Below are 25823 nucleotides of genomic sequence, written 5' to 3'. Positions count from 1 at the left end.
GACGCTCCCTCACGTTTGGCAGCTTCCATCCGGACGCTCCCTCACATGGTGCGGGAGCGTCCGTTTTTAGCCTGCCGGATCCGAGGGAGCGTCTCATCATGAGCGGGGATCGGCCACGGTGCCCATAAACAGCGGGAGCCCGGTCTCGACGTGGACGATTTCGTACTGGAACGGCCGGTCGAAACGGATCACCTTCGTCGGGACTGTGCCGCTCGTCGCCTCCGCGTTGATCTGGGTTACAGCTGCGGCAACGGTGCCCTTCTCCGCCACGGTGATGTTGGCGGACTGCCCGGCCTGCTTGATCTTGAGGCCGGGCTGGATCGAATCGAAGTCGATCTCGGTTTGCAGCATTTCCCGCAGCCCCAGGGAAGCGAAGACCTTGCGCAGCTCAAAGTTGCTCTTGTGATCCCACCTCGGCAAGTAGAGCTGCGTCGGCGACGGGGCCGCGGAGTCAAGGGCCCGGGCAACGTCCGCGAAGACTTCTGCCCCGGGCGCGGCAGCCCCGGCATCCGGCAGCAGGAGCCGCATCACGAACCCCTCGGCGTAAGGCAGCTGCACCGCCAGCCAGCCCGCACCCTGAACTGAGGCAACGTCCTGAACGCCGGACATGGTGGGCACGGAAACCTGCCGGCCGCGCTCCGTCGTGAAGGGCAGTTCGGAGGTGTCGGCCGGGTCGAAGGGGACCTTCCAGGCCGAGGCAAAATACACCGCGTTGAGCACGCTGAGGGTATTTTTGCGATCGTACTCCGCGGGCGCTTTCTTGATCCGTCCGCCGGTGTTCTTGTCCACCCAGGCGTCGATCGCGGGCTGGGTGGCGGCCTGGTCCTGGAAATCCACCGGGTACACGCCGGTCCCGTAATACCGGGCGAGGGAGTGCAGATAGTCCTCCCCCGTGGGCACACCCTTGTCCACGAACAGGCCGTTTGCACTGTGCAGGACGGGCTGGCGCGGAGGATTTTTTTCGTCCACCGAGCCGGGATCGCCGTCGAAAGCTTCGAGGGACGCGAGCAGCGCGCTCATGGCTTCGTCGCGGTGGTCCGCGGGGAGACCCAGGGTCCGGTCCATCTCGGCAGCCGTCATCCCGGTCGCTCCTGTCCGCAGCATGGCCAGGGCAATCAGCAGGCTGCCCGGGGACGCAACCACGTTGCCGTTTCCGGAGTCCCCGCCGTCGGCCAGGAGGGCGGCGCCCAGCTTCCGCGCCGACACCCGGAGTTGAGCCAGCTCGCCCGGGTAGTCTGATTGCTCCGCCGAAACGCGTTCGACGCCGTTGGCCTTCAACAGCGCCGGCGGCGATGCCGAGCAGGCTGTCAACGCCAGCGCCACGGCGGCAGTGGCGGCAAGGATCCGTGCCGAAAACTTCAGTTTCATCGCGCCCCCAAGACCCGCACAACAGCGACAGTAAATCGGCGGGGGTCCGCCTACGGCCAGTCAAGCACCGGGTCTGGCAAAGCGCGACCGGACACGAGTCACGATTTGACGGCGTTTTCCCGCCGAAGCGCCAGGTCCGGCCCGTCCACCCACGTCGCGGTGCCCACCTCGAACCGCGTCAGCGCCGCGGGATGTTGCGCAGGTTGCTCCGCGCCATGCTGACGGCCTCGCCCGCGCCCCGGTTCAGGACCACCTTGGACATGGCCGTGGCGAAGCCCAGGACCTGCGCGCCCTTGATCTTCGGCGGGAGGGACAGCGCCTTGGGGTCGGTGATGAGCTCCACGAGGGACGGCCCGGGGTGGGCGAAGGCCTCCCGGTACGCGGCTTCGATCCGGGACGGGTCCGTAACTCGCACGGCATGGAAGCCCAGGGCCCGGGCCACCGCGGCGTAGTTGGCGTCCGGAACGTCGACGCCAAAGTCGGGGAGTCCGTCCACCAGCATTTCGAGTTTCACCATGCCCAGGGTGGAGTTGTTGAAGACCACCACATTCACCGGCAGCCGGTGCGCGGCGACGGTGATGAGCTCGCCCAGCAGCATGGACAGGCCGCCGTCGCCCGAGACCGAGACCACCTGCCGGCCCGGATAGGCGAGTTGGGCGCCGACCGCGTGCGGCAGCGCGTTGGCCATGGAGCCGTGCAGGTAGGACCCGATCAGCCGGCGGGTGCCCAGCGGGTTGATGTACCGCGCGGTCCACACGTTGCACATGCCGGTGTCAGCGGTGAAGATCGCGTCCTCGGCCGCCACCTGGTCCAGCAGCGACGCCGCGTATTCCGGGTGGATCGGCTGCTTCTTCCCCACGTTCCGGGTGTACGCGCCCACGGCCTTGTTCATAAGCCGGTCGTGCTTTTTGAGCATCGCATCGAGGAAACGGCGGCTCTTTTTGGCCTTCAGGAGCGGCATGAGGGCAGCGAGCGTGGGGAGGACGTCCCCGTGCACGGCGACGTCGACGTCGGTCCGACGCCCCAGCTTGTGGGCGGCCCGGTCCACCTGCGCCGTCCGGGTTCCCGGGAGGAACTGGTCATACGGGAAGTCGGTGCCCAGCAGGATCAGCAGGTCCGCGTCCTCGATGCCTTCGGCGGCGGCGCCGTAGCCCAGCAGCCCGGTCATCCCGATGTCGTACGGGTTGTCGTACTGCATGAAGTCCTTGCCGCGGAGCGAGTGCCCGATCGGTGCCCCGATCAGTCCCGCGAGCGAAACCACCTCGTCGTGGGCGCCCTCGACGCCGGCCCCGGCAAAGATTGCCACTTTCTCGGCGGCGTTGATGGCGTCGGCCAGTTCCTGCACACTCGCGGGATCCGGCGTCAGCGTCGCCGGCCGGAATGCCGCTGGGGCCGGCGTTGCGGCCGTCGCCTCCAGGCCGGCGATATCGCCGGGAAGGGTCACGACGGCGACGCCCCGGAGCCCGACGGCGTGCTGGATGGCGCTGTGCATGACCCGCGGCGCCTGTTCGGCGGTGCTGATCAGCTCGGAGTAGACCGAGCATTCGTTGAAGAGCCGGTCCGGGTGGGTTTCCTGGAAGAAACTGCTGCCGATCTGCTTGCTCGGGATGTGCGAGGCGATGGCCAACACCGGGGCCCCGGAGCGGTTGGCGTCATACAGTCCGTTGATCAGGTGCAGGTTGCCGGGCCCGCAGGAGCCGGCGCACACCGCGAGCCGGCCGGTCAGCTGGGCCTCGGCGGCCGCGGCGAAGGCGGCGGCTTCCTCGTGCCGGACATGGATCCAGTCAATGCCGCCCTGTTGCGAGCCGCCGGTCTTGCGGACGGCGTCGACAATCGGGTTGAGGCTGTCCCCCACAATCCCGTAGATCCGCTGCACGCCGGCAGCCTGGAGTTGTTCGATGAGCTGGGTGGCAAGTTCCTTGGCCATGGGTGCACGCTCCCGCGAGGTGGATCGATGAGCTGACACAGGCCAATATAGTCTGCCCCGCTGTCAGCCACGCCCAAAGGGACGCTCCCTCAGCTTCCGCAACAAATCCTCGGACGCCCCCTCACCTGATGTGCGGGAGCGACGCATCGAAAGCCGCAGGAACTGAGGGAGGGTCCCGGTGGAAGCCGCAGGAACTGAGGGAGGGTCAGCTGCCGGAGTGGGCCTGCAGGAACGAGTAGACCTCGGTTTCGTCCACGCCGGGGAAGGCACCCGGCGGCATGGCGGCCAGCAGGTGCGAGTGGGCCCGGGCGGAGGGCCAGGCGTTGCCGGCCCATTCGGCGGTCAAAGAGGCCGGCGGACGGCGGCAGCAGCTTTCGTCCGGGCAGGTGGATTTGGACCGCTCGGTCGTGTCGCGGCCGCGGAACCATTTCACGTGCGCGTACGGCACACCCACGGAGAGCGAGAACTCGCCGTTGGCGGAGCGTTCCGTGCGGGCCGTGCACCAGTAGGTCCCGGCCGGGGTGTCGGTGTACTGGTTGTACGCACTGAACTTGTCCGGCACGTCGAACACCACCCGCGACGTCCAGTTCTTGCAGGACGGCTGGCCCTCGATGGCGCCGGTGTGGTCCTGCGGGAACGTCACGCCGTCGTTCTCGTAGGCCTTGTAGATGATGCCGCTCTTGTGGGTCTTCTGGAAGTGCGTCCGGAGGTCTAGGTGCTGGGTGGCGAGGTTCGTGAACCGGTGGGCGGCCGTCTCGTAGGACACGGCGAAGGCATCCCGGATGTCCTCGACGGCGATTTCCTTGGCCTGTTTGGCCCGCTGCAGGAACTCCACGGTGGCCTGCTCGGGCAGCATGATCGCGGCGGCGAAGTAGTTCGTGGCGACGCGCTGCATGAGGAAGTCCCCGTAGTTCGACGGCGTCTGGTGACCCAGGACGTAGTGGCCCAGGGCCTGCAACAGCACCGACCGGGGGTCGTGATCGCTGCGGACGTTCTGGGTGAGGTAAATTCTGCGGTTCTTAAGATCCGTCACCGAGCGGGTGGAATGCGGCAGGTCGCCCACGTGGTGGAGGCTAAACCCGAGGTGCCCGGCGATGTCCGCGATGACGTGGTGGGACAGCGGACCGCTCGTGTGGCCCACCGAAGCCAGGACCTTCTGCGCCTCGGCCTCATACTCCGGGAAATAGTTGTTCCGCTCCCGCATCATGGCCCGCAGCTCACCATTGGCGCGCCGGGCCTCCTCGGGCGTGGCCACCTGCTCGTTGAGCCGGCGCTCCAGTTCGTGCTGCAAGCCCACCATGGACTCCAGCACGTCCATCGGAAGCCGCGAACTGATGCGGATTTTCGGCAGGTTGAGGGACTCATAGATGGGGCTTCGCTGGTAGCGCTCCAGCTCAATCTCCAGCGCCGCGCGGCGGTTGGGCGGTTCGGCGCCGAGCAGCTCGTCGATGCTGACCCCCAGGGCCGCGGCGAGCTGCTGAAGCAGGCCGAGCTTGGGCTCGCGCTTGCCGTTTTCGATCAGGCTCAGCTGGCTGGGAGCCGTCCCGACGGCGGCGCTCAGGGCATCGAGGGTGAGTCCGGCCGCCTTGCGCAGATGGCGGACGCGGCGGCCCATGCTGATGACGTCCACCTCGGGCGCGGCGGGAGACGGCAGGGGTGAGGCTTGGCGGTTCCAGCTGGCGGGTTGCATTTATTGAGAATATGCGAAGAAGTGCATTTCTTTCCATAGTTTTGGTCTAGAAACCTATTGGAAAGTGAAGAAAAGTAGATCTCACGGAAAGATTCGCATCCGGGACAAACCGGCCAGGATCTGCAGAGTCGCAGACTGGCCGGTCCGGAACCACCAAGGAGACAAAGATGACTGCAGCATTTGAGCCCACCCAGCAGCCCTCCGGCCAGGACACAACATCGCAGGCCGCCGCGCTGGAGCTCGAGTGGGCCGCCAACCCCCGCTGGGAAGGTGTCACTCGGGACTACTCAGCCTCCGACGTCGTCCGCCTCCGCGGCCGCGTCTCCGAAGAACACACGCTGGCCCGCCGCGGCTCCGAGAAACTGTGGAAGCAGCTCACCGAGGAGCACGCTACCGGAAGGTACACCAACGCCCTGGGCGCGCTGACCGGCAACCAGGCCGTCCAGCAGGTCAAGGCCGGGCTCCGCGCCATCTACCTCTCCGGCTGGCAGGTCGCTGCTGACGCCAACAACTCCGGCCACACGTACCCGGACCAGTCGCTCTACCCCGCCAACTCGGTGCCCACCGTGGTCCGCCGCATCAACAACGCCTTGCTCCGCGCGGACCAGATCGAGTTCTCCGAGGGCATCCAGACGGTGGAGGACTGGATGGTCCCGATCGTGGCCGACGCCGAGGCCGGCTTCGGCGGGCCGCTGAACGCCTACGAGCTCATGAAGTCCATGATCCAGGCCGGCGCCGCGGGTGTGCACTGGGAAGACCAGCTCGCCTCGGAAAAGAAGTGCGGCCACCTCGGCGGCAAGGTCCTGATCCCCACCCAGCAGCACGTCCGGACGCTGAACGCGGCCCGGCTCGCCGCCGACGTCGCCGGCACGCCGTCGGTCATCATCGCCCGCACCGACGCCGAGGCGGCCACCCTGATCACCTCCGACGTCGACGAGCGCGACCAGGAATTCATCCTCCGCGAGGGCGGACAGCCGGTCCGCACCCCCGAGGGCTTCTACAAGGTCCGCAACGGGATCGAGCCCTGCATCGCCCGCGCCAAGGCCTACGCCCCGTACTCGGACCTCATCTGGATGGAGACCGGCACCCCGGATCTGGAGCTGGCCCGCAAGTTCGCCGAATCGGTCAAGGCCGAGTTCCCGGACCAGATGCTTTCCTACAACTGCTCGCCGTCGTTCAACTGGCGCAAGCACCTCGACGACGCCACGATCGCGAAGTTCCAGCGTGAACTCGGCGCCATGGGCTTCACCTTCCAGTTCATCACCCTGGCCGGCTTCCACGCCCTGAACTACTCGATGTTCGACCTCGCCCACGGCTACGCCCGGGAAGGCATGAGCGCCTACGTCGAGCTGCAGGAAAAGGAATTCGCTTCCGAGTCCCGCGGCTACACTGCAACCAAGCACCAGCGCGAAGTCGGCACCGGGTACTTCGACGACATCGCCACCGCGCTCAACCCGAACGCATCCACTTTGGCCCTGGTGGGATCCACCGAAGAAGGCCAGTTCCACTAACCCTTCCGACGGCGGCCCTCGCCTCCGCCGGCGGACCGCGTACTCCTCCGCGTGCTATTCCCCATTGCCGCCTCTGCTTCGTTACGACTCGGCCAGGCGGCAATGGGGCCCCTTTTACGCACGCTTCCGGAGCACACGGCTCGCCGCCTCGCGCGTATGTCGCCAATCGCCGTCGAACTTGCTTCTTCTCTAAGGAGATTGAAATGAACAGCTTCACTGACAACTTCACTATCAACGGCATTACGTTGACCGCGCAGCCGATTTGCCGGCAGGGCGAGGTCCTGACGCCGGACGCGCTGGCGTTTGTTGCCAAGCTGCACCGGGCCACGGCCGGGCGCCGGCAGGAACTGCTGCAGGCACGACAAGAACGCCGCCAGCAGATCTCGAAGGGCCAGGACCCGCGGTTCCTCCGCGAAACGGAGTCCGTCCGCAACGATCCGAACTGGCGCGTCGCTCCCCCGGCCCCCGGCTTGGAGGACCGCCGCGTGGAAATCACCGGGCCGGTCGATAAGAAGATGACCATCAACGCGCTGAACTCCGGCGCCAAGGTGTGGCTCGCGGACATGGAGGACTCCTCCACCCCGTCCTGGCGCAACGTGATCCAGGGCCAGCTGAACTTGACGGATGCGCTGGAGCGCCGGATCGACTTCACCTCCCCGGAGGGGAAAGAGTACAAGCTCCGCGCCGCAGAGGAGCTGCCCACGATCGTGGTCCGTCCCCGCGGCTGGCACCTGCCGGAGAAGCACATGCTCATCGACGGCACCCCGATCGCCGGCGGGATTGTGGACTTCGGCCTGTACTTCTTCCACAACGCCCGCCGCCTGATCGCCCAGGGCAAGGGACCGTACTTCTACCTGCCCAAGATCGAGTCCCACCTCGAGGCCCGGCTGTGGAATGACATCTTCATCCTGGCCCAGGACCTGCTGGGCATCCCGCAGGGCACCATCCGCGCGACCGTGCTGATCGAGACCATCACCGCGGCGTTCGAGATGGAGGAAATCCTCTACGAACTCCGCGACCACGCCGCGGGCCTGAACGCCGGCCGCTGGGACTACATCTTCTCCCTGATCAAGAACTTCCGCACCCGCGGACCGCGCTTCGTGCTTCCGGACCGCGGCCAGGTCACCATGACCCAGCCGTTCATGCGCGCCTACACCGAACAGCTGGTGCGGGCCTGCCACAAGCGCGGCGCCATGGCGATCGGCGGGATGGCCGCGGCCGTCCCGAACCGCAAGGACGCCGACGCCAATGCGATCGCCTTCGAGAAGGTCCGCGCGGACAAGACCCGTGAGGCCGGCGACGGCTTTGACGGCTCGTGGGTGGCGCACCCGGACCTGGTGCCGGTCTGCCGCGAGGTGTTCGACGGCGTTCTCGGCGACCGCCCGAACCAGCTGGACCGCCTCCGCGATGACGTCACCCCGGACGACCGCGCCCTGATCGACATCGCCTCGACCACGGGAACCATCACCGAGCAGGGCATCCGGAACAACATCGAAGTGGGAATCCGCTACATCGAGTCCTGGCTGCGCGGCAACGGCGCGGTCGCCATCCACAACCTGATGGAGGACGCCGCCACCGCGGAGATCTCCCGCTCGCAGCTGTGGCAGTGGATCTTCTCCCGGGCCATCACGGACGACGGCGATGTGGTGACCCGCGAGTGGGTGGAGGACATGCTGGACGAGGAGTTCGCCAAGCTGGAGCGCTTCGAAGGGGACCGTTTCGCCGACGCGCGGGACATCTTCGAGGAAGTCACGCTCGGCAACGAGTTCCCGGCCTTCCTGACGCTGCCGGCTTACGACCGCTTCCTGCATGAAGCGCGCGACGGCGCCGACCTCGGCCAGGACAAGACGGCCCTCATCCCGGCGTAGCCCCAGAATTCCGTCCGCTGGGCTGCCTGCCCTTCGCAACAGGCAGCCCGAGATCCGGGTGGCAGCCCAGCAACGGAACACCCCGCAGCGCCGACAACGGCGTCGGACTGACAGTCAGGGCCCATGTTTTCGACAAACATGGGCCTTCTCTGTGGGCTCGGCACGAGGGATCCTCGGCCGCGAGCGCCTCCGGCCAGTGGCGCTGCAGGGCCTAGTGCGGCTTCGGCACCTTGCGCAGGGACAAAGCCGTGCCGGTGATGAACGCCGTCACGGAGCAGAGAATCAGCAGCAGCGGGCCGGTCCAGGCACCGGACACCCCGTGGACGTAGCCCAGGAGCGTGGGCGCCACTGCGCCGAAGGAGTACCCCGTGCCCTGGACGACCGCGGACATCCGGGCCGCCGAGGCCTGGTCCCGGGCGAGCCGGATGATGGCGAGGAAGATCAGCGTGATGCCGCCGCCCTGGGCCACCCCGCCGAGGGAACACCACAGCCACCACAGCTCCGGTGCGAGCAGCAGGCCCACAGGAACGGTGAGCCACAGCAGGCCCAGGGTGAGGCCCACCGCCGTCGTGCTGGCGAAGCGTGCCGCCAGCGGGACGCCCAGTCCCCCCACAATGGCGAGGATCTGGAAGAGCGAGGACCCGGCACCGGCGGCCGACGGCGCCATGCCGAGTTCGTCGGCGAGCAGGCTCGGCAGCCAGGCGGTCACCCCGTAGTAGGAGAACGCCTGCCCGGCGAACCCGAGGGTCAGGGCTGCCGTGATCCACCGCGACGTGAGCTTGCCTGCCGGACGCCCCGGGTCCGCGGCGGGGATGGCAGCAGGAATGAAGGCCCGGCGGCCGACCGCGATGACCCAGACCGCGCCGGCGGTCACTGCGAAGAGGCCGCTCGCGGCGATCGCGGGCCGCCAGCCGAGCAGTTCTGCCAGCGGCGCGGACACCATGGAGGTCAGGAATGAGCCGATGTTCAGCGCCGCGGTATAGGTGCCCATCGCCGCGCCCTGCCGGGCCGGGGTGAAGTCCCGCCGGATGATCAGCGGGACCACGATGTTGCCGATCGTGATGGCTACGCCGAGGATCACGGTGCCCAGCAGGACGAGGGAGCCGCCGCCGGCCGAGCGGACCACCACGCCCAGGAGCACGCCGAGCAGGGTCAAGGTGATGGCGAATTCTGGCCCCAGCCTTCGCCCGGCCAGCGAGGCCAGCGGTGCCGCCAGGGCGAAGCACAGCACCGGGATCCCGGTCAGGAATCCCAGTTCCACCGGGGTGAACCCCAGGTCGTGCTGCATCTGCGCGACAACCGGGGCCACAGCCACCAGAGGGCCCCGCATGTTCAGTGCGATGAGCCCGATCGCGAGCATGAGGAGCCAGCCGCGTGGTGCCCGGGCCGGGTCGCTCATGGAGGGGGCCGTGGCCCGGCGGCCGGGCAGAAAATTAGATTTCATCAGTCCCATTGCTATCACGGGCCCGGCGCCACCGCGGGATGGTGACGGAAATGCGACTCCACGTTTGATTACCTGTGGTCCGTGCCCGCGAGCGAATGCCGGTACGCGACGTCAGGGCCTTGGGCTTGAGAAGCTTCACGGGCGGCCTGCGCGCACGGCCCTCCCTACTTGACGGCACCGGCGGTGAGGCCGGCGACGAAATTGCGCTGCAGCAGCAGGAAACCGACTACGACCGGGATGCTAACTACCAGCGACGCGGCCATGATCTGGTTCCAGTAGACATTGGTCTGGGTGGAGTACAACTGCAGGCCCACGGCCAGGGTCCGGTTGGCGTCTGTGGTCATGACGGAGGCGAAGAGCACTTCACCCCACGAGGTCATGAAGCTGTAGATGGCGACGGCCACCAGCCCGGGCCGCGCGGCCGGAAGGACGACGCGCCAGAGGGCGCCCATAGGTCCGTTCCCGTCAACCTTTGCGGCCTCGTCCAGGTCCCGCGGGATGCCGTCAAAGTACCCTGCCAGCATCCAGATGGCGAACGGCAGGGAAAAGGTCAGGTAGGTGACCACCAAACCGGCACGGGTTCCGACGAGCTGGATCCCCACGGCGGAGTTGACGTTGACGAAAATCAGGAACAGCGGCAGCAGGAAGAGCACACCCGGGAACATCTGCGTCGAGAGGATCGTGGTGGAAAAGACGGAGCGGCCCCGGAAACGGTACCGGGAGATCGCGTAGGCGGCGAAGACCGCGATCACCAGGCTGAGGATGGTTGCCGCTCCCGCCACGATGACGCTGTTGACGAAATACGATGCCAGCGGCACGGTCTTCCACATGTCGATGAACGGGGCGAAGGTCACCGAGGTCGGCCACCAGGTGAAGGGACCCTGAACGTCGGACAGCGGCTTCATGGCTGAGGTGGTCATGACGTAAATGGGAACCACCGTGAAGACGGTCAAGAGAGAGACCACGATGACCCGGAAGGCCTTGGATCCGTTGGTTTCACGCACGCTGGGACCTCCGGTTCAAAACAATCAGGTAGATTCCGCTGACCAGCAGCAGGAACAAGAGCAGCATCACGGACATGGCCGCGCCCGAACCGAAGTTCCAGGTCAGGAACGAGGCGTTGTAGATGTGGAAGGAGATCAGGTCCCCCGCGGGTGGCTGGGCGTTGCCGAACAGCACAAATGGTGTGTTGAAATCGTTGAACGTCCACAGGAACATGACCAGCAGCAGCACCATGTTCACCGGCCTGACCATCGGCAGCGTGATGGAACGCCACTGCCGGAAGGGCTTGGCCCCGTCCACGGCGGACGCTTCGTAGACGTCGGTGGGAATGGACTGAAGTCCTGCCATCAGCATCAGGAACGCGAAGGGCCAGAGCCGCCAGATAGCGACGACGACGACGGCGGCGAAAGAGTTATTGCCGATCAGCCAGAACGGCTTTTCCCCGCCCACACCGAGGTTGTCATAGACAAAGTGGTTGATTGCGCCGGTGTCCTTTTGCAGCATGAATTTCCAGGCGATGATGCCGGCATACATGGGCAAGGCGTAGGGAACCAGGAAGAGTGTGCGGAAGAATCCCCGGCCGAAGAATTTTCCCTGGAGGGCCACGGCGGCCGCCATGCCGAGGGTCCAGGAGATGCCCACCACTAGGACAGTGAAGGCACACGTGACTAGGAAGGACTGGAGCAACGCCGACCCGACGGCGCCGTTGAAGTCCAGGGCAACCTGGTAATTCTTCAGCCCGGTGACAGGAGCGTTGCCCCAATTGGAGATGAACGCCTTGGTCAATTTGAGGAAGCTCATCCAGATACCCGTCACCATGGGGATGACATGGATGACCAGTTCGAAGACGATGGCCGGTGCCAGCAGGGCGTAAGGAAGCCACCAGCCGGACGGACGCGGCCGGCGCCGTTTGGGCGGGGACGCCGGAGGGGCCTCGGTAGTGATGGTGGGTGCCGTTGCAACAGCCACGGGAACTGACCTTTCTGTAGGTGCGGGCGTCCGGACGGGTGGTGCCGGGCGTACCGGCACCACCCGGTGGCGTTAGCCGGCGGCTGCGACCTGTTGCTCAGCCGTCTTCATGGCGGTGCGGATGTCATCCGTGCTCACGGTTCCACCGGAGGCAATCGTGGCGAACATCTGGTTCATCGCCTTGCCGACTGTGCTTTCGAACTGGTCCTCGGCGGGCACCAGCGGAAGCGGCTTGGACTTGGTGGCGTAGATGTCCGAAAAGGTCTTCGCCTCATCTGCGTTGTCGGTGAAGTTTGGGGTGGCGGCGTTGAGCACCGGCAGGGAGGAGAACGGCTTGCCGAGGGCGGTCTGCGTCTCCGCGCTGGTCATGAAGTTCACGAACTTCAGGGCGGCGTCCTGGTTCTTCGTGTTCTTGAAGATGGACAGGTTGATGCCGGCAACGTGGCTGGCCGTCTGGGCACTGGCGTTCGAGGGCGCCGGGAAGGGAACGACGCCGTACTTGTCGCTCGTCATGCCGTTGGCGACGATGGAGCTGTCGGCGTTGTTCTGGTTCAGGATCATGGCCACCTTGCCGGTGGCAAAGTCATTGACTGCCTTGGTCCCGTTGTCGTACTGGGCGTTGCCGATGTTGACAACCTTGTCCTTCTGCATCAGGTCGAGATAACGCTCAATCCCGGTGACCACGCCGTCAGAGGAGAACGTCGGCTTGCCGTCCTTGTCGAAAAGATCCGCGCCGTTCTGGGCAGCGTTGATGAAAGCGAAGTGGGCATTTTCCGTGTAGCTGCCCGCGGCCAGCGCGAAGCCGTACTTGCCCCCGCTGGTGAGCTTCTTGGCGTCGGTGACCAGGTCCTCCCAGTTATTGGGGGGCGTCAGACCTGCCGCCGAGAACATGGCCTTGTTGTAGTACAGCCCATAGGCCAAACCGTAGACGGGAACCGACGTCGGATCCTGGCCGGGGGCCCCTCCGGTGTCCATCGCGGTCTTGACGAACTTGTCCTTGCCGCCGATGGCCTTGAAGGCCGCGTCGTCGAAGGGCATAAAGGCCCCTGTGGACTGAAGGGAAGCCGCCCACGTGTTGCCGATGTTGACGACGTCGGGCGCCTGGCCGGAGGTGACCGCCGTCTGGATACGCGTCTGCAGGTCGTTCCAGCCGATGACCTCAAGGTTGACCTTGATCCCGGTCTCCTTGGTGAACTTCTCCAGTTGAGGCGTCAAAACCTGCTTGTCGTTGTCCAGGCTGGTGCCCTGGTTGCTGGCCCAGTAGGTGATGGTTCCGCCCGAGCCGGAAGCGTCCGAACCCGCGGAAGATGAGGAAGAGGGGTTGCTGTTGCCACCACAGGCGGCTGTCGTCAGCGCTAGCGCCGCGATGGCGGCAGTAGCAGCAAGGGTACGAATTTTCACTTCATGACTTCCTTGTCTGAGATTCGCAATGCGCATTGAGAGTCCGGCCTCCGGACTTTCCACAAAGCTAGTGGAACTTATGTTGATGGTCAATCAAAAGTTCGCTCTCAGGCAGGGAAATTTTTCGGCGGCCACGGAGCAGCGGGAAACCACCGGGCGCGGCAGTGCGGCGGTATGCCCCGGCCGGACGGCGCGGACGGCGGCGCAGATCAGTGGGAGCCCAGTGAGAGCCGGGGCGGGCGGGGCGCGGCTCCGGACCGGTTACGCCTTTTCCAGGAGGGCTTCGATACTCGCCGGGGACAAAACGTCGTCGACCACCAGGCGGCTCGCACCGAGCACTCCGGCCTCGTCGGCGGCCATCGACTGGACAATGCGCAGCCGGGCAGTGGCCAGCGGCAGGGAACGCTGGTACACCACTTCCCGGACGCCGGCCAAGAGGTGTTCTCCGCCTGCAGCCAGCGCACCCCCAATGACGATCACCGAAGGGTTGAGCAGGTTTACGCACGTTGCCAGCACATCCCCCACGTCACGGCCGGCCTGGCGCATGGCCTGGACGGCCTTGACATTGCCGTGGCGGGCAAGCTGGACAACATCCTCGCCGGTTGCGGCGGGCACTCCCTCGGCGGTCAGCGCGGCCGCCACCGCGGGTCCCGAGGCCAGCGCCTCGAGGCATCCGTAGTTGCCGCACCGGCACAGAAGCCCGTCCCCACGCGGCACGCGGACGTGCCCGATGTCCCCGGCAGTGCCATCGGCACCGCGCTGCAGGAGGCCGCCGCTGATGATGCCGGCGCCGATTCCGGTGGCGACTTTGATAAAGAGCAGGCTGTCGACGTCCGGCCAGAAGAATGCCCGCTCGCCCAGCGCCATGATGTTCACGTCATTGTCGACCACGACGTGGGTGTCGAAACTGCGCTGAATATAGTGCGGCACGTCGAAGCCGTCCCAGCCGGGCATGATGGGGGGATTGGCCGGTTTCCCGCTGGAGTGCTCCACGGGGCCCGGCAGTCCGATGCCGATGCCGGCCAGCTCGCGTGCATCCCGGCCGCTTTTTGCCAGCAGCGTGCTGCAAAGTTGCACGACGAGGTCAAGCACCGCTTGGGGCCCGGCGGAGATTTCGATGTCCACCCTGGACTCCGAGAGGACCCGGCCGCTCAGGTCGGTCGCCGCGACCAGGATGTGGGTGGCGCCGACGTCCACGGCCATCACTATGCGCGCGGAGGGCTGGAAGGCAAAGCGCGACGGCGGCCGCCCCCCGGAGGAGAACGCCTCACCGGCCGGACCAATGAGTCCCAGCGAACTGAGCGCGTCAACACGGGCGGCTACGGTTGACCTCGCCAGTCCGGTCAGCTCGGCGAGCTCAGCCCGGGTGCGGGCCCGGCCATCGCGCAGAAGCTGGAAGAGCTCCCCCGTTCGCGACTGGCTGCCCGCTTGCGCGGCAGACGCGGAAATGCGGGAGGACTGCAGCCCGGATACGGGCGGAATTGACATGGGTCAATGTAAACATGACGGGCTTATTCCTGTCACAATCTCCATTATCGATCAATCACCTACGACTTTTGCTTGACTGTCGACAAAAGCTGTTCTAGCTTTACTGGTGCGGCGGTCCTTAACAACCGTTCGCCTCGCACGAGCCAGCAACTGCCGGGATCGGCCTTGGGCCGAAAGCATCTACGCCAGGAGAATCTGTGTCTTACTCCCTTCAGCTTTACACCGTTCGCGGCCCCCTGGAAGAGGATCTGGAGGGGACCGTCAAACGCGTCGCGGAGCTCGGCTACACCCAGGTTGAGCCCTACAACTTCGTGGCCACAGCCGACGCCTTGGCGGCCGCGATGGCCGCGAACGGCCTGACCGCCCCGTCCGGACACGCCCCGCTGCTAAGCCGGGACCAGGACGAAATCTTCCAGGCCGCGCAGAAGCTCGGCATCGGAACGGTCATTGACCCGCACGTGGACCGCGCGCGGTGGACCACCGAGACCGACATCAAGGACACGGCGAAGGCGCTGAACGCGGCTGCCGCCAAGGGCGCCGCCTACGGCATCACCGTCGGCTACCACAACCACGAGTTTGAGCTGGAAAACCGGATCAGCGGCCGCTCGGCCTTGGAAGTGCTGGCGGAGCATCTGGATCCACAGGTGGTGCTCGAGGTGGATACTTATTGGGCCGCCGTCGGCGGTGAAGACCCGGTCGCGTTGCTCGAACGGCTCGGCGACAGGGTGCGCTTCATCCACATCAAGGATGGGCCGCTGACCAAGGAGGACAAGGACCAGGTTGCCGTGGGCGCCGGCCGGATGCCGATCAGGGAGATCATCGCTGCCGCCAAGAACCTTGAAGCCGGCGTCGTGGAACTGGACGATTTCAACGGGGACATATTCGACGCCGTCGGCGAGTCCCTCACTTACCTGAAAGCAGGGAACTAATGGCAACGGCAAGCTCTCCGCGGACCGGTCCCGTCGGCGTCGCCATCATTGGCGCCGGCGTCATCAGCAAGGAATACCTGGGCAACCTCACGAGCTTCCCCGACGTGAAGGTCCACGTCGTGGCCGACCTCTTCGAAGACGCCGCCGCTGCGCGCGCCGCGGAGTTCGGCATCCCCGTCTCCGGCGGCGTCGAGGCGGCCCTGACCCATCCCGACGTCGAAATCGTCGTCAACCTGACCACGCCGGCCGCGCACGTGGAAATTGCCACTGCTGCCGTCAACGCCGGGAAGCACGTCTGGAGTGAGAAGCCCTTTTCGCTGGACCGCGAAAGTGGCCTTGGACTGCTCAAAGCCGCTGACGCCGCCGGTGTCCGGCTGGGTTGCGCGCCGGACACGTTCTTGGGTGCGGGCCTGCAGACAGCCCTGCGGATTATCGCCGAAGGCGGCATCGGCGTTCCGCTGACCGCGTTGACGCTGATGCAGTCCCCCGGCCCGGAGTCCTGGCACCCGAATCCGGCGTTCCTGTTCCAGGACGGCGCGGGGCCGCTCTTCGACATCGGGCCCTACTATCTGACGACACTCGTGCAGACCTTTGGCCCCATCGCCAAGGTGGCAGCCTTCGGGTCCACCTCCCGGCAGAAGCGCGTCATTGGCTCCGGCCCCAAGGCCGGCGAGGAGTTCGACGTCACCGTACCGAGCCACGTCAGCGCGATCGCCCAGTTCGCCGGGGGCGAGTCCTCCCAGAGCATCTTCAGCTTTGACTCCAACCTGCAGCGGGCCGGTTTTGTGGAGGTGAACGGGACCGAGGCGACCATTGCCTTCCCCGATCCCAACATGTTCGACGGCGATATCCTGCTGACGCGGCGCGGCGCGGAGGCGCCCGAGGTCATCGCCGCCGTCGGGTCGAAGTCCTCCCGCGGCACCGGCGTCCTGGAGATGGCCCGGGCCATCCGGGCCGGAGTGCCGCACCGGGCACAAGGACAGATGGCGTACCACGTCCTCGACGCCATGGTCTCCATCGCCGAGTCCATCGAGACCGGAACGTTCATCGACCTGGCCAGCACGGCGTCGGCGGCTCCCCCGCTGCCCGCCGACTGGGACCCGACCGCCGCCACTCTCTAGGATGCCTCCGATGCCGGATCACGAAGCCGCCCCCGGCCCGTCCCCCCTGGGGGTGGCCATGATCGGCTACGCCTTCATGGGCAAGGCCCACTCAAACGCGTGGCGGAACGTGGCCAGCTACTTCGACGTGCCGGCTTTCGAGCGGCGCGTCCTAGTCGGCCGCGACCCCGCCGGGGCCGCGGCCGCCGCCGCACAGTACGGCTGGGCCGAGTCCGCGACGGACTGGCGCCAGGTGATCGCCCGGGACGACATCGACATCGTCGATATCTGCGCCCCCGGCTGGCTGCACGCCGAGATCGCCGTCGCGGCCCTGGCCGCGGGCAAGCATGTCCTCGTGGAAAAACCGTTGGCAAACACCCTGGCCGAAGCCGAAGCCATGGTTCAGGCCGCGCAGGCGGCGCTTGAGCGCGGCGTGCAGTCCATGGTGGGGTACACCTACCGGCGGGTTCCCGCGCTGGCACTGGCCAAAAAACTGATCGGCGAGGGCCGGCTGGGCACCATCCGCCAGGTGCGCGCCAGCTATCTTCAGGACTGGCTGGCCGACGAGCAGGCGCCGATGACATGGCGGCTGCGCAAGGAGTCCGCCGGGTCCGGGGCGCTGGGGGACATAGCCTCGCACGCCGTCGACCAAGTCCAGTTCCTCCTGGCCGACACGGTCACGGACGTCTCCGGCAGGCTGCATACGTTCACCACGGAGCGTCCCGGACCCGCCGGCCCGGAGCCCGTGACGGTCGACGACGCCGCCTGGGCCACCCTGTCCCTGGCCGGAGGCGCTGTGGCCAGCATCGAGGTCTCCCGTGTGGCGCTCGGGAAGAAGAATTCCCTGACGATTGAGGTGTATGGCAGCCGCGGCGCCCTCCATTTCGATCTGGAAACCATCAATGAACTCCAGTTCCTTGACGGCACGGTGCCCGTCCAGGAACAGGGATTCACCCGCATTGTCGTGACCGAGCCCGAGCACCCCTACATCGGTGCCTGGTGGCCGCAGGGCCACGTGCTCGGCTGGGAACACGCCTTCACCCACCAGGCGCGGGACTTCCTCGCGGCGATCGGCGCCGGGACCCCGCCCTCGCCGTCATTCGAGGACGGGCTGGCCGTCCAGCGGATCCTGGCCGCCGTGGAAGAGAGCGCCGCGGCCAAAAGTTCGCTCATCCAGCTCACCCCGTCCGCACGGACCACCCAAACGATTACCGAAGGAGCCTGACGTGCCCCGCCCGTACACCCTGTTCACCGGCCAGTGGGCCGATCTGCCCTTCGAGGAAGTGGCGCGCCTGGCCTCCGGCTGGGGCTACGACGGCCTGGAAATCGCCGTCTCCGGCGACCACCTGGACGCCTGGCGCTGGGACGAGCCCGGCTACGTCGAGTCCAAACTGGCCGTGCTCGAGAAGTACAACCTCAAGGTCTGGGCCATCTCCAACCATCTCAAGGGCCAGGCCGTGTGCGACGACCCCATCGACTTCCGGCACGAAGCGATCGTCGGGGCCAGGGTGTGGGGCGACGGTGACCCCGAAGGCGTCCGCACCCGCGCTGCCGAGGAAATGAAACACACCGCCCGGCTCGCGAAAGCGCTCGGTGTGGACACCGTCGTCGGCTTCACCGGATCCTCGATCTGGCAGTACGTCGCAATGTTCCCGCCCGTCCCGGAGAAGGTGATCGAGGCCGGCTACCAGGACTTCGCCGACCGCTGGAACCCCATCCTGGACGTTTTCGACGACTGCGGGGTCCGCTTCGCCCACGAGGTCCACCCCTCCGAGATCGCCTACGACTACTGGACCACCGTCCGTACCCTCGAGGCGATCGGCCACCGCCCGGCCTTCGGCCTGAACTGGGATCCGTCCCACTTCATGTGGCAGGGCATCGACCCCGTTTCCTTCATCTGGGACTTCAAGGACCGGATCTACCACGTGGACTGCAAGGACACGAAGCTGCGCCCCACCGGACGGAACACCGTCATGGGCTCGCACCTGCCCTGGGGGGACCCGCGCCGCGGCTGGGACTTCGTTTCCGCCGGCCGCGGGGACGTGCCGTGGGAATCGTCCTTCCGCGCCCTGACGGCGATCGGCTACGCCGGCCCCATCTCGGTCGAATGGGAAGATGCCGGCATGGACCGGCTCCACGGCGCCCCCGAAGCCCTCGCCGCGCTGAAGAAATTCGACTTCCCGGCGTCCCACACCTCCTTCGACGCCGCCTTCAAGCAGTAGGGGCACGCCGCACCATGGCGCCGCGGCTGCTGCAGCCCGGGCAGCGCTGCGAGGTCTGGACCGCTTCCGCGGCAACCGGGGCGCGGGAGCTGGCCTTCACCACTGACGAGCTGCTCTTGGAGGCACCCAACTGGACTCCTGACAACGCGCTCATCCTCAACGGGGGCGGCGCACTGTGGCGGCTGGATCTCGGCACCGGTTTACTCGGCCAAGTGCCCGTTAGCGGTGTCCCGGATTTGAACAACGACCATGTCCTGGCGCCGGACGGCACAGGGATCTACCTCTCGGCCGACGACGGCCACATCTACCGCGCCGACCTTGCGGGCGGCCCGGCGACCCGGATCAGCGCGGAGGACGGTTTTTTCCACTTCCTTCACGGCGTAAGCCCCGACGGCGAGCGCCTCGCCTACGTGGGGATCCAGGCCGGGGACTTCGCGACGCCCGGCCGACTCTGGACAGTGCCGTCCGAGGGCGGGGCCGCGGCGGCGATCGACGTCGGGCCAGGACACTGCGACGGGCCGGAATATTCGCCCGACGGCGAATGGATCTATCTCAACACCGAGACGTTCACCAGCCAGCCAGGACACGCCCAACTGGCCCGCGTGCGCTGTGACGGCGGAGGCCTTGAGCGTCTGGTCGAGAGCGAAACAGTCGACTGGTTCCCGCACATCTCCCCCGACGGCGCCTTCGCCGCCTACCTCAGGTTCCCGCCCGGAACCGTCGGCCATCCGGCCGATCTGCCGGTCGAAATCGTCGCCGTCGCGGTGCACGACTGGACCGTGCCCCTGCACACCTGGCCCCTGTTCGGCGGCCAGGGAACGCTCAACGTCAACAGCTGGTCACCGGACTCAGCACGGTTCGCCTTCGTCGCCTACCCGTTGCGCTGACTCATCGACGCAACGTGGCCGGAACCCGGAACAGGCGCTCATTGATGTCCGGAACCCGCCGCGGGCTAGGTAGGGTTTTCGCTATGACGCACCAGATCCGGAGAGCAACAGCGGACGACGCCGGGAGGCTGGCCGCGCTTGCGGCCGTCACCTTCCCACTCGCCTGCCCGCCGGAGTCCCGGCCGGAGGACATCGCGGCGCACCTCGCCAAGACCCTGAGCGAGACCAATTTCCGGACCTACCTGGCCGATCCCGAGATAACGGTGCTGGTGATCGACGCCGACGGCGAGCTCCGCGGCTACAGCCTGCTGGTGGCCCGCCCCACCCGGGACCCGGACGTGACCGCGGTCCTGAGCGAGCTGCCGTGCACTGAACTCAGCAAGTGCTACGTCCACCCCGACCACCACGGACTCGGCGCCGCGGCCGAACTGATGCACGCCAGCATCGGCGCGGCCGCAGGCGCCGGAGCCCGCGGGCTCTGGCTCGGCGTGAACAGCCAGAACGCCCGCGCCATCCGGTTCTACGAGAAGTCCGGGTTCCGCAAGGTCGGCACCAAGTCCTTCCAGCTCGGGACCACCGTGGAACACGACTTCGTCATGGAGCGGCCGGTCACGCCGTGAGTGCCGCCGGGAAGTGAGCAAAACGACAGGACGCCGGGGAATGGACCCGGCGCCGTCGCGGTTGTTGCCGGCATGAAGATTGAGATCTGGTCCGACGTCGCCTGCCCCTGGTGCTACATCGGCAAACGCCGATTCGAAACCGCCCTCGCGGCCTTCCCGCACCGCGACGCCGTGGAGGTGCAGTGGCGCAGCTACCAGCTGGATCCCACGCTCCCGGAGCACTATGACGGCACCGAGCTGGACTACCTGAGCACGCGCAAGGGCATGGCACCAGAGCAGGTATCCCAGATGTTCGAGCACGTGGCGGCCCAGGCCAGGGGCGAGGGGTTGAACTACCGCTTCGACGCCGTCGTGGTGGCCAACAGCTTCACGGCCCACCGGCTGATCCACCTCGCCGCCGCCCACGGCAAGCAGGACGCCGCGAAGGAACGCCTGCTGAGCGACCACTTCGAACGGGGCCTGGACATCGGCAGCCAGGAATACCTGACCGCCCTGGGCTTGGATCTCGGGCTCGACGCCGGCGACCTGGCGGAGCTGTTCAGCACGGACGCCTACGCTGACGACGTCCGGAACGACTTCGCGGAGGCCCGCGCCCTGGGCATCAGCGGCGTCCCGTTCTTCGTGATCGACCGGAAGTTCGGGCTCTCCGGCGCCCAGCCCGCGGAGACCTTCAGTGCCGCCCTCGAACAGGCCTGGCAGGACAGCCACCCGCTGGCCATGGTCGGTTCCGCCGGCACCGAAACTGCGGGCACGGCGGGTACCGCCGGATCCGGCGCGTGCGGCCCCGACGGCTGCCCCGTCTGAACCCTGCCCCATATAAACCCGGCCCCGCCTGAGCCCTGCGCGTATGAACCCTGCCCCGTCTGAGCCCGGCGCGTATGAACCCTGCCCCGTCTGAGCCCGGCGACGCCGAGGTTCGCCGGAAACGCCCGGGTTTCATGGCCGCGCCCTGCTACTCCTGGCGCGCCCGGCCTAGAGTGAACCATGGACACTTCGGCCGGGCCGGACGGGCCCCGGACCTCCCTGTTTACCGACCACTACGAACTCACGATGTTCCAAGCGGCCCTGCACTCCGGCGCGGCGCACCGCAGGTCAGTGTTCCAGGCCTTTGCCCGGGGGCTGCCGGACGGCCGCCGGTACGGCATAGTGGCCGGCACCGGCCGGCTCCTGGAGGGCATCGCGAACTTCCGGTTCCACCAGGACGACCTCGATTTTCTGGCCGGGACCGGGGTGGTCCGGGAGGACACGCTGGACCACCTGGCCGCCTTCCGGTTCTCCGGCGACATCTGGGGCTATCCGGAGGGTGAAGCGTACTTCCCGCACTCCCCCGTCCTGATCGTCGAGTCGACGTTCGCCGAGGCCTGCGTCCTGGAGACCTACGTCCTGTCGGTGCTCAATCATGACAGCGCCATCGCCTCGGCCGCGTCCCGGATGACCAGTGCCGCCGGCGGCAGGCCCTGCATTGAGATGGGATCCCGCCGCACGCACGAGGAAGCGGCCGCCGCGGCGGCCCGCGCGGCCGTGATCGCCGGTTTTGCCGGCACGTCCAACCTGGCCGCCGGGCGGCGGTACGGCCTCCGGACCGTCGGCACCGCGGCCCACTCCTTCACGCTGGTCCATGATTCCGAGCGCGCCGCCTTCGCGGCCCAACTGGCCTCGCTGGGACCCGGTACCACGCTGCTCGTGGACACGTACGACGTCGAAGCGGCCGTCCGCACCGCCGTCGACCTCGCGGGAAACAGTCTCGGGGCCATCCGGCTGGACTCCGGAGACCTCGTGGCCCAGGCGCGGTGGGTCCGCGAACTCCTGGACGGCCTCGGCAATGTGAACACCAGGATCGTCGTAACCTCGGACCTGGACGAATTTTCCGTCGCGGCCCTCCGGTCGGCCCCGGCCGATTCCTACGGCATCGGCACATCGCTGGTGACGGGGTCCGGGGCGCCCACGGCCGGCATGGTCTACAAGCTGGTGAGCCGGGCCGGTGACTCCGGCGGGCTCATCGCCGTGGCGAAAACCTCCAAGGACAAGATCAACGTCGGCGGCCGCAAGTTCGCGGTGCGCCGCCTGGATGAGCGCGGTACCGCCACCCACGAGGTTCTCGGCGTGGAGCACCCTCCGGCGGGCGGCGGCCACGGGCGTCCCCTCCTGAAGCAGTTCATGAAGGACGGCGAAATCCTGCCCGGATGGACCGGGCCGGACGCCGTGGGCCGGGCCCGGGAGCGGCACACGGCCTCCATGGCGGAACTCCCCAGGGTGGTGGACCGGCTGCAGCCCGGGGAGCCGGCCATCCCGACCATTTACGAATGACCAGCCTCGCGTTCCGCATCACGAGTGACGTCCCGGACCCGCTGACGGTCGAATCAATCAGGCGCTGGCAACGGCGAAGAGCCCGACGACCCCTAAAAGATAGAGGACGAGGACGACGAGGGAATCCATTCCCATGCCGAAAATCTTCTTTTTGGGCCGGAAGATGAGTCCGAGGATGTAGGTCAGCGTCAGCAGGACCGCCAGCGCGGTGAGATAGATATCGGTCGCCTGGGCTTGGGGCAGGACGGGGCGGCCCGTGATGAGAACGGCCACGAGAAACAGGACTGGCAAGAAGGCGTTGCCTCCGAAAATGTCGCTGAAGGCCAGTTTGTAGTCCCCTTGTTTTACTGATGCCAGACCTGTGGAAATCTCGGGCAGTGATGTGGCGAGGGCCAGGAAGGTGGCTCCGAAGAGTACCCCCGACAGCCCGATATGTCCCGCGATTGCGCTCCCGCTGGTTTCCAGGGCCACGCCTGCCCCGAGCGTCGCGAGGGCCGCGACGCTGAAGATGAGGACGGATGCAGCCGTGCTGAGTTGGCTGTTTCGCTGGGTGGTCTGTTTCTTGGAGTGCCCTTTGGGTTTCTCCTGGGCGCCTGTAGCTTCGCCTTGCTGGTGCCAGGGAAGACCCTTTTGGGAGCGTCGGACCAGAACCAGCCCCAGTATCCAGATCACGGCGATGAGAATTGGGGCTGGCGTGAGGCGGAAGGCAACCAGGTTGTTGGGCATCTGACTGCCGGCAATCACGACGGCGAGAACCGCGACGACGGTTACTGCCTCGATGACCAGCGCCAGGGATGCGGCCTTGTAACTGAGGGGTTCGGTGCCCCTTGTCCCGAACACGTCAAGGATGACCAGCACGACGGTCTGGATGGCGATACCACCCAGGATGTTCCCGACCGCGACGCCAATATTGTTGGAAGCGGCCGCGCTGACCGTGATTGCGATTTCCGGCAGGTTCGTGGCGATCGCGAGCAGGATCAGCCCGCCCAGGGCCGAGCCGAGGTGGAGCCGGTCATCCAGCACGTCCGTCTGCTTCGAAAGCTGGATCCCCGCCACCCAAATGACCGCTCCAGCGCCCGCAAAAATGAGCAGCAGGACCGCCAACGGCAGTGATTCCATCGATGTTTCCCCTTCGTCCCTGAAGCCATATAGGCGGTCCCAGATACTTCCAGAGGGTCCCCGCCCGCTCGCGCCCAGCCTATATGACGGTCTCTCCCGCGACCTGAAGCGATGCTCGGCTCTATCCGGTGATGGAGTTGATCCGTGTCTGTGGAGTTTCAAAAAGACCAGCAGTCGGCACGGACCGTGTCACAGTACCCCCACCCCCCCGATTTGGTGACAGATCGCGCTAAAGTGTCCGTATGCCCAGGATTTCGGCCGCGAGCAACGCCGCCCAACGTGCCGAGACCCAGCGTCGCATCCTGACCGCGTTCGGGGAACTCCTCTTCACGCACGGGCTGCCCGGCCTGACCATGACCGACGTCGCGCGCCACGCCCGGATCGGCCGGACCGCCGTCTACAACTACTATGCGGACATCGAAGAGCTCCTCATCGCCTATGCGCTGGACGAGACGGAGCGGTTCCTGCTCGACCTTCGCGAAGCGCTGGATTCGCTGGAGAACCCGGTGGAGCGGCTGGCTGTCTACGTCCGGGCCCAGGTGGCGGACCTGAGCCGGCGCCACCTGCCGCCGGGACCCGCCATGGCCGCGGTGCTCTCGCCGTCGTCGTTCGCCAAGCTCGCGGACCACGTGGGCGAGCTCAGCGTGCTCCTGCAGGGAATCCTGCGCGACGGAATGACCCAGGGCTACCTGCCCGAGTCGGACATCGCCCAGCTTGCCCAACTCATCCACGGCACGCTGTCCTCGAGCGCCGCCCGGGGCGACGGCGCGGGCCAGGACGCCGAAGCCGAAGCCCGGCTCGCCCGGACGGTGCGCTTCGTCCAGTTGGGGGCCGGGGCCAGGTTCGACGACGCCGGCCGTCCGGTCCGCGTCCGTAACTAGCGGGTCGTGGGCGGCGCCGTCGGCTTGGGGGTCACCTTGGACTGGTCCGCGACGGGACGGTTCTCGCGGGGGCAGCTGAGCCGGCCCGGCGTCTGGTCCACCAGTTCCGGCCTGGTCAGTCCCTTGAAGTCCTCGGTCAGTATGACATCCACGCTGGCGTCGGTGCGGCCGTCCTGGACGTAGTCCGAGCCGGGCACGTTGCGCTGGACGCTGAAGGCGGCCGACTGGCCCGCGGCGCCGGAGACCACTAGGGCCACGCCGCGGAAGCTCGACGACGTGTTCCCCACGGCGCGCACGGCGAACTTCCGGTCGGAAAACTCTTTGGCGATGCTCCGCGCCAGGCCGGCCCGGCTCGTGGAGTTGTAGACGTTGAGGGTGACCTTCCCCGGCGGCGTGTAGTCGTACGTGGCTGCGGGGCACACCGACGCTGCCGCCTTGCTCCGCTCCGTCGCGGGAAGCTTGATCTGACCGTTCATGATGCCCAGGGCCACCACGATCGCCGCCACGATGAGGCCGACAAGCATCACCAGGACGGCGCCATGCAGGATCCTGCGGCGCAGCCGAACCGGATTGGTCCCCGGGTCGTCCTGCTCCACGAACGTGGCCCGCAGCTCGGAGCCACTGATCACGCGGTGCCCGTGCAGGACAGTGACATCTGGCGGCTTCCTAGCCATTTATCACGAGGACCCGCGCGTGGATCGCGGTGCGCTGGTGCAGTGCGGTGCGGACAGCCCGGTGCAGGCCGTCTTCAAGGTAAAGGACGCCGCGGTATTCCACGACGTGCGGGAAGAGGTCGCCGAAGAAGGTGGAGTCCTCGGCCAGCAGGGCTTCAAGGTCCAAGGTGCGCTTCGTGGTCACCAGCTCATCGAGACGGACCGGACGAGGCGGCAGGGCCGCCCAGTCCTTGGGCGTGTTGTAACCATGGTCGGGGTACGGGCGTCCCTCGCCCACAGCTTTGAATATCACCCTGCCAGCCTAGGGAACTTGAACGCCCAAAGGAATCGAAGTCCCCGGCCGGCGTGAGGTTGTGGCCAAACGGTAACCATTTGTCACACGCCGCCCTGCCGCGTGTCACACCAAGTGCCGGGGC

The 25823-nt window shown here is 66.9% G+C and carries 22 protein-coding genes; 11 read left to right on the top strand and 11 right to left on the bottom strand.

Annotation, left to right across the window (positions count from 1 at the left end; translation table 11 throughout):
- Positions 1–96: 96 nt before the first annotated feature.
- The 3 genes from AB4Y72_RS09210 to AB4Y72_RS09200 all read right to left on the bottom strand — a co-directional run bounded on the left by AB4Y72_RS09210 (position 97) and on the right by AB4Y72_RS09200 (position 4985).
- On the bottom strand, positions 97–1368 hold the full coding sequence (locus tag AB4Y72_RS09210; protein ID WP_441425858.1) for a serpin family protein: 1272 nt from the start codon (positions 1366–1368) through the stop codon (positions 97–99).
- A gap of 178 nt (positions 1369–1546) precedes the next feature.
- Positions 1547–3295, bottom strand: a complete 1749-nt coding sequence (locus AB4Y72_RS09205) for a pyruvate dehydrogenase (RefSeq protein ID WP_441425857.1) — start codon at positions 3293–3295, stop codon at positions 1547–1549.
- A gap of 205 nt (positions 3296–3500) precedes the next feature.
- Positions 3501–4985: a helix-turn-helix domain-containing protein gene (locus tag AB4Y72_RS09200; RefSeq protein ID WP_441425856.1), complete on the bottom strand. Its 1485-nt coding sequence runs from the start codon at positions 4983–4985 to the stop codon at positions 3501–3503.
- A gap of 167 nt (positions 4986–5152) precedes the next feature.
- On the opposite strand from AB4Y72_RS09200, the gene aceA reads away from it, so the two are divergent.
- Together aceA and aceB are read left to right on the top strand one after the other, a co-directional pair.
- Entirely contained in the window at positions 5153–6496 is a 1344-nt protein-coding gene (aceA, locus tag AB4Y72_RS09195; protein ID WP_441425855.1) for an isocitrate lyase, read from the top strand.
- Between the two features lie 203 nt (positions 6497–6699).
- A complete protein-coding gene (gene aceB / locus AB4Y72_RS09190) occupies positions 6700–8364 on the top strand; it encodes a malate synthase A (RefSeq protein ID WP_441425854.1) in 1665 nt (554 codons plus the stop codon).
- A 211-nt stretch (positions 8365–8575) separates the two neighbouring features.
- On the opposite strand, the gene AB4Y72_RS09185 is transcribed toward aceB, so the two are convergent.
- The 5 genes from AB4Y72_RS09185 to AB4Y72_RS09165 all read right to left on the bottom strand — a co-directional run bounded on the left by AB4Y72_RS09185 (position 8576) and on the right by AB4Y72_RS09165 (position 14668).
- A complete protein-coding gene (locus AB4Y72_RS09185; RefSeq protein WP_441426002.1) occupies positions 8576–9763 on the bottom strand; it encodes an MFS transporter in 1188 nt (395 codons plus the stop codon).
- A 209-nt stretch (positions 9764–9972) separates the two neighbouring features.
- Complete coding sequence (locus AB4Y72_RS09180) at positions 9973–10812, bottom strand: carbohydrate ABC transporter permease (protein WP_441425853.1); 840 nt, start codon at positions 10810–10812, stop codon at positions 9973–9975.
- Positions 10805–11779, bottom strand: coding sequence for a carbohydrate ABC transporter permease (locus AB4Y72_RS09175; RefSeq protein WP_441425852.1), 975 nt, complete (start codon positions 11777–11779; stop codon positions 10805–10807). Before AB4Y72_RS09175 ends, AB4Y72_RS09180 begins: the two co-directional genes overlap by 8 nt.
- A 72-nt stretch (positions 11780–11851) precedes the next feature.
- Complete coding sequence (locus AB4Y72_RS09170; protein WP_441425851.1) at positions 11852–13180, bottom strand: ABC transporter substrate-binding protein; 1329 nt, start codon at positions 13178–13180, stop codon at positions 11852–11854.
- A gap of 261 nt (positions 13181–13441) precedes the next feature.
- The gene (locus AB4Y72_RS09165; protein ID WP_441425850.1) at positions 13442–14668 is read right to left on the bottom strand and encodes an ROK family transcriptional regulator; all 1227 of its coding nucleotides are present in this window, start codon (positions 14666–14668) and stop codon (positions 13442–13444) included.
- Positions 14669–14865: 197 nt separating this feature from the next.
- Here AB4Y72_RS09165 and AB4Y72_RS09160 point away from each other — a divergent pair, with 197 nt between their 5' ends.
- The 8 genes from AB4Y72_RS09160 to AB4Y72_RS09125 all read left to right on the top strand — a co-directional run bounded on the left by AB4Y72_RS09160 (position 14866) and on the right by AB4Y72_RS09125 (position 22733).
- A complete protein-coding gene (locus AB4Y72_RS09160; protein WP_441425849.1) occupies positions 14866–15597 on the top strand; it encodes a sugar phosphate isomerase/epimerase family protein in 732 nt (243 codons plus the stop codon).
- Positions 15597–16718: a Gfo/Idh/MocA family protein gene (locus AB4Y72_RS09155; protein ID WP_441425848.1), complete on the top strand. Its 1122-nt coding sequence runs from the start codon at positions 15597–15599 to the stop codon at positions 16716–16718. The genes AB4Y72_RS09160 and AB4Y72_RS09155 overlap by 1 nt, the downstream gene beginning before the upstream one ends.
- Before the next feature lie 10 nt (positions 16719–16728).
- Positions 16729–17922, top strand: coding sequence for a Gfo/Idh/MocA family protein (locus tag AB4Y72_RS09150; protein ID WP_441425847.1), 1194 nt, complete (start codon positions 16729–16731; stop codon positions 17920–17922).
- Position 17923: 1 nt separating this feature from the next.
- Positions 17924–18919 carry a sugar phosphate isomerase/epimerase family protein gene (locus tag AB4Y72_RS09145; protein ID WP_441425846.1) on the top strand — a complete coding sequence of 332 codons (996 nt, stop codon included), beginning with the start codon at positions 17924–17926 and terminating at the stop codon, positions 18917–18919.
- A 14-nt stretch (positions 18920–18933) separates the two neighbouring features.
- Complete coding sequence (locus AB4Y72_RS09140; RefSeq protein WP_441425845.1) at positions 18934–19806, top strand: TolB family protein; 873 nt, start codon at positions 18934–18936, stop codon at positions 19804–19806.
- 83 nt (positions 19807–19889) lie between these two features.
- Positions 19890–20426: a GNAT family N-acetyltransferase gene (locus AB4Y72_RS09135; protein ID WP_441425844.1), complete on the top strand. Its 537-nt coding sequence runs from the start codon at positions 19890–19892 to the stop codon at positions 20424–20426.
- Between the two features lie 72 nt (positions 20427–20498).
- On the top strand, positions 20499–21230 hold the full coding sequence (locus tag AB4Y72_RS09130; protein ID WP_441425843.1) for a DsbA family oxidoreductase: 732 nt from the start codon (positions 20499–20501) through the stop codon (positions 21228–21230).
- Between the two features lie 180 nt (positions 21231–21410).
- A complete protein-coding gene (locus tag AB4Y72_RS09125; protein ID WP_441425842.1) occupies positions 21411–22733 on the top strand; it encodes a nicotinate phosphoribosyltransferase in 1323 nt (440 codons plus the stop codon).
- A 57-nt stretch (positions 22734–22790) separates the two neighbouring features.
- Here AB4Y72_RS09125 and AB4Y72_RS09120 read toward each other — a convergent pair whose 3' ends face one another.
- A complete protein-coding gene (locus AB4Y72_RS09120; RefSeq protein WP_441425841.1) occupies positions 22791–23852 on the bottom strand; it encodes a sodium:calcium antiporter in 1062 nt (353 codons plus the stop codon).
- Positions 23853–24094: 242 nt separating this feature from the next.
- On the opposite strand from AB4Y72_RS09120, the gene AB4Y72_RS09115 reads away from it, so the two are divergent.
- On the top strand, positions 24095–24733 hold the full coding sequence (locus AB4Y72_RS09115; RefSeq protein ID WP_441425840.1) for a TetR/AcrR family transcriptional regulator: 639 nt from the start codon (positions 24095–24097) through the stop codon (positions 24731–24733).
- On the opposite strand, the gene AB4Y72_RS09110 is transcribed toward AB4Y72_RS09115, so the two are convergent.
- Together AB4Y72_RS09110 and AB4Y72_RS09105 are read right to left on the bottom strand one after the other, a co-directional pair.
- Positions 24730–25407: a LytR C-terminal domain-containing protein gene (locus AB4Y72_RS09110; RefSeq protein ID WP_441425839.1), complete on the bottom strand. Its 678-nt coding sequence runs from the start codon at positions 25405–25407 to the stop codon at positions 24730–24732. The two genes, AB4Y72_RS09115 and AB4Y72_RS09110, sit on opposite strands and share 4 nt — an antisense overlap.
- On the bottom strand, positions 25400–25699 hold the full coding sequence (locus AB4Y72_RS09105) for a type II toxin-antitoxin system VapB family antitoxin (RefSeq protein ID WP_120954228.1): 300 nt from the start codon (positions 25697–25699) through the stop codon (positions 25400–25402). Before AB4Y72_RS09105 ends, AB4Y72_RS09110 begins: the two co-directional genes overlap by 8 nt.
- Positions 25700–25823 lie beyond the last annotated feature (124 nt).

The sequence above is a fragment of the Arthrobacter sp. YAF34 genome, assembly GCF_052113245.1.
Classification (GTDB): domain Bacteria; phylum Actinomycetota; class Actinomycetes; order Actinomycetales; family Micrococcaceae; genus Arthrobacter.
This window is presented reverse-complemented; position numbering and strand designations above follow the sequence as displayed.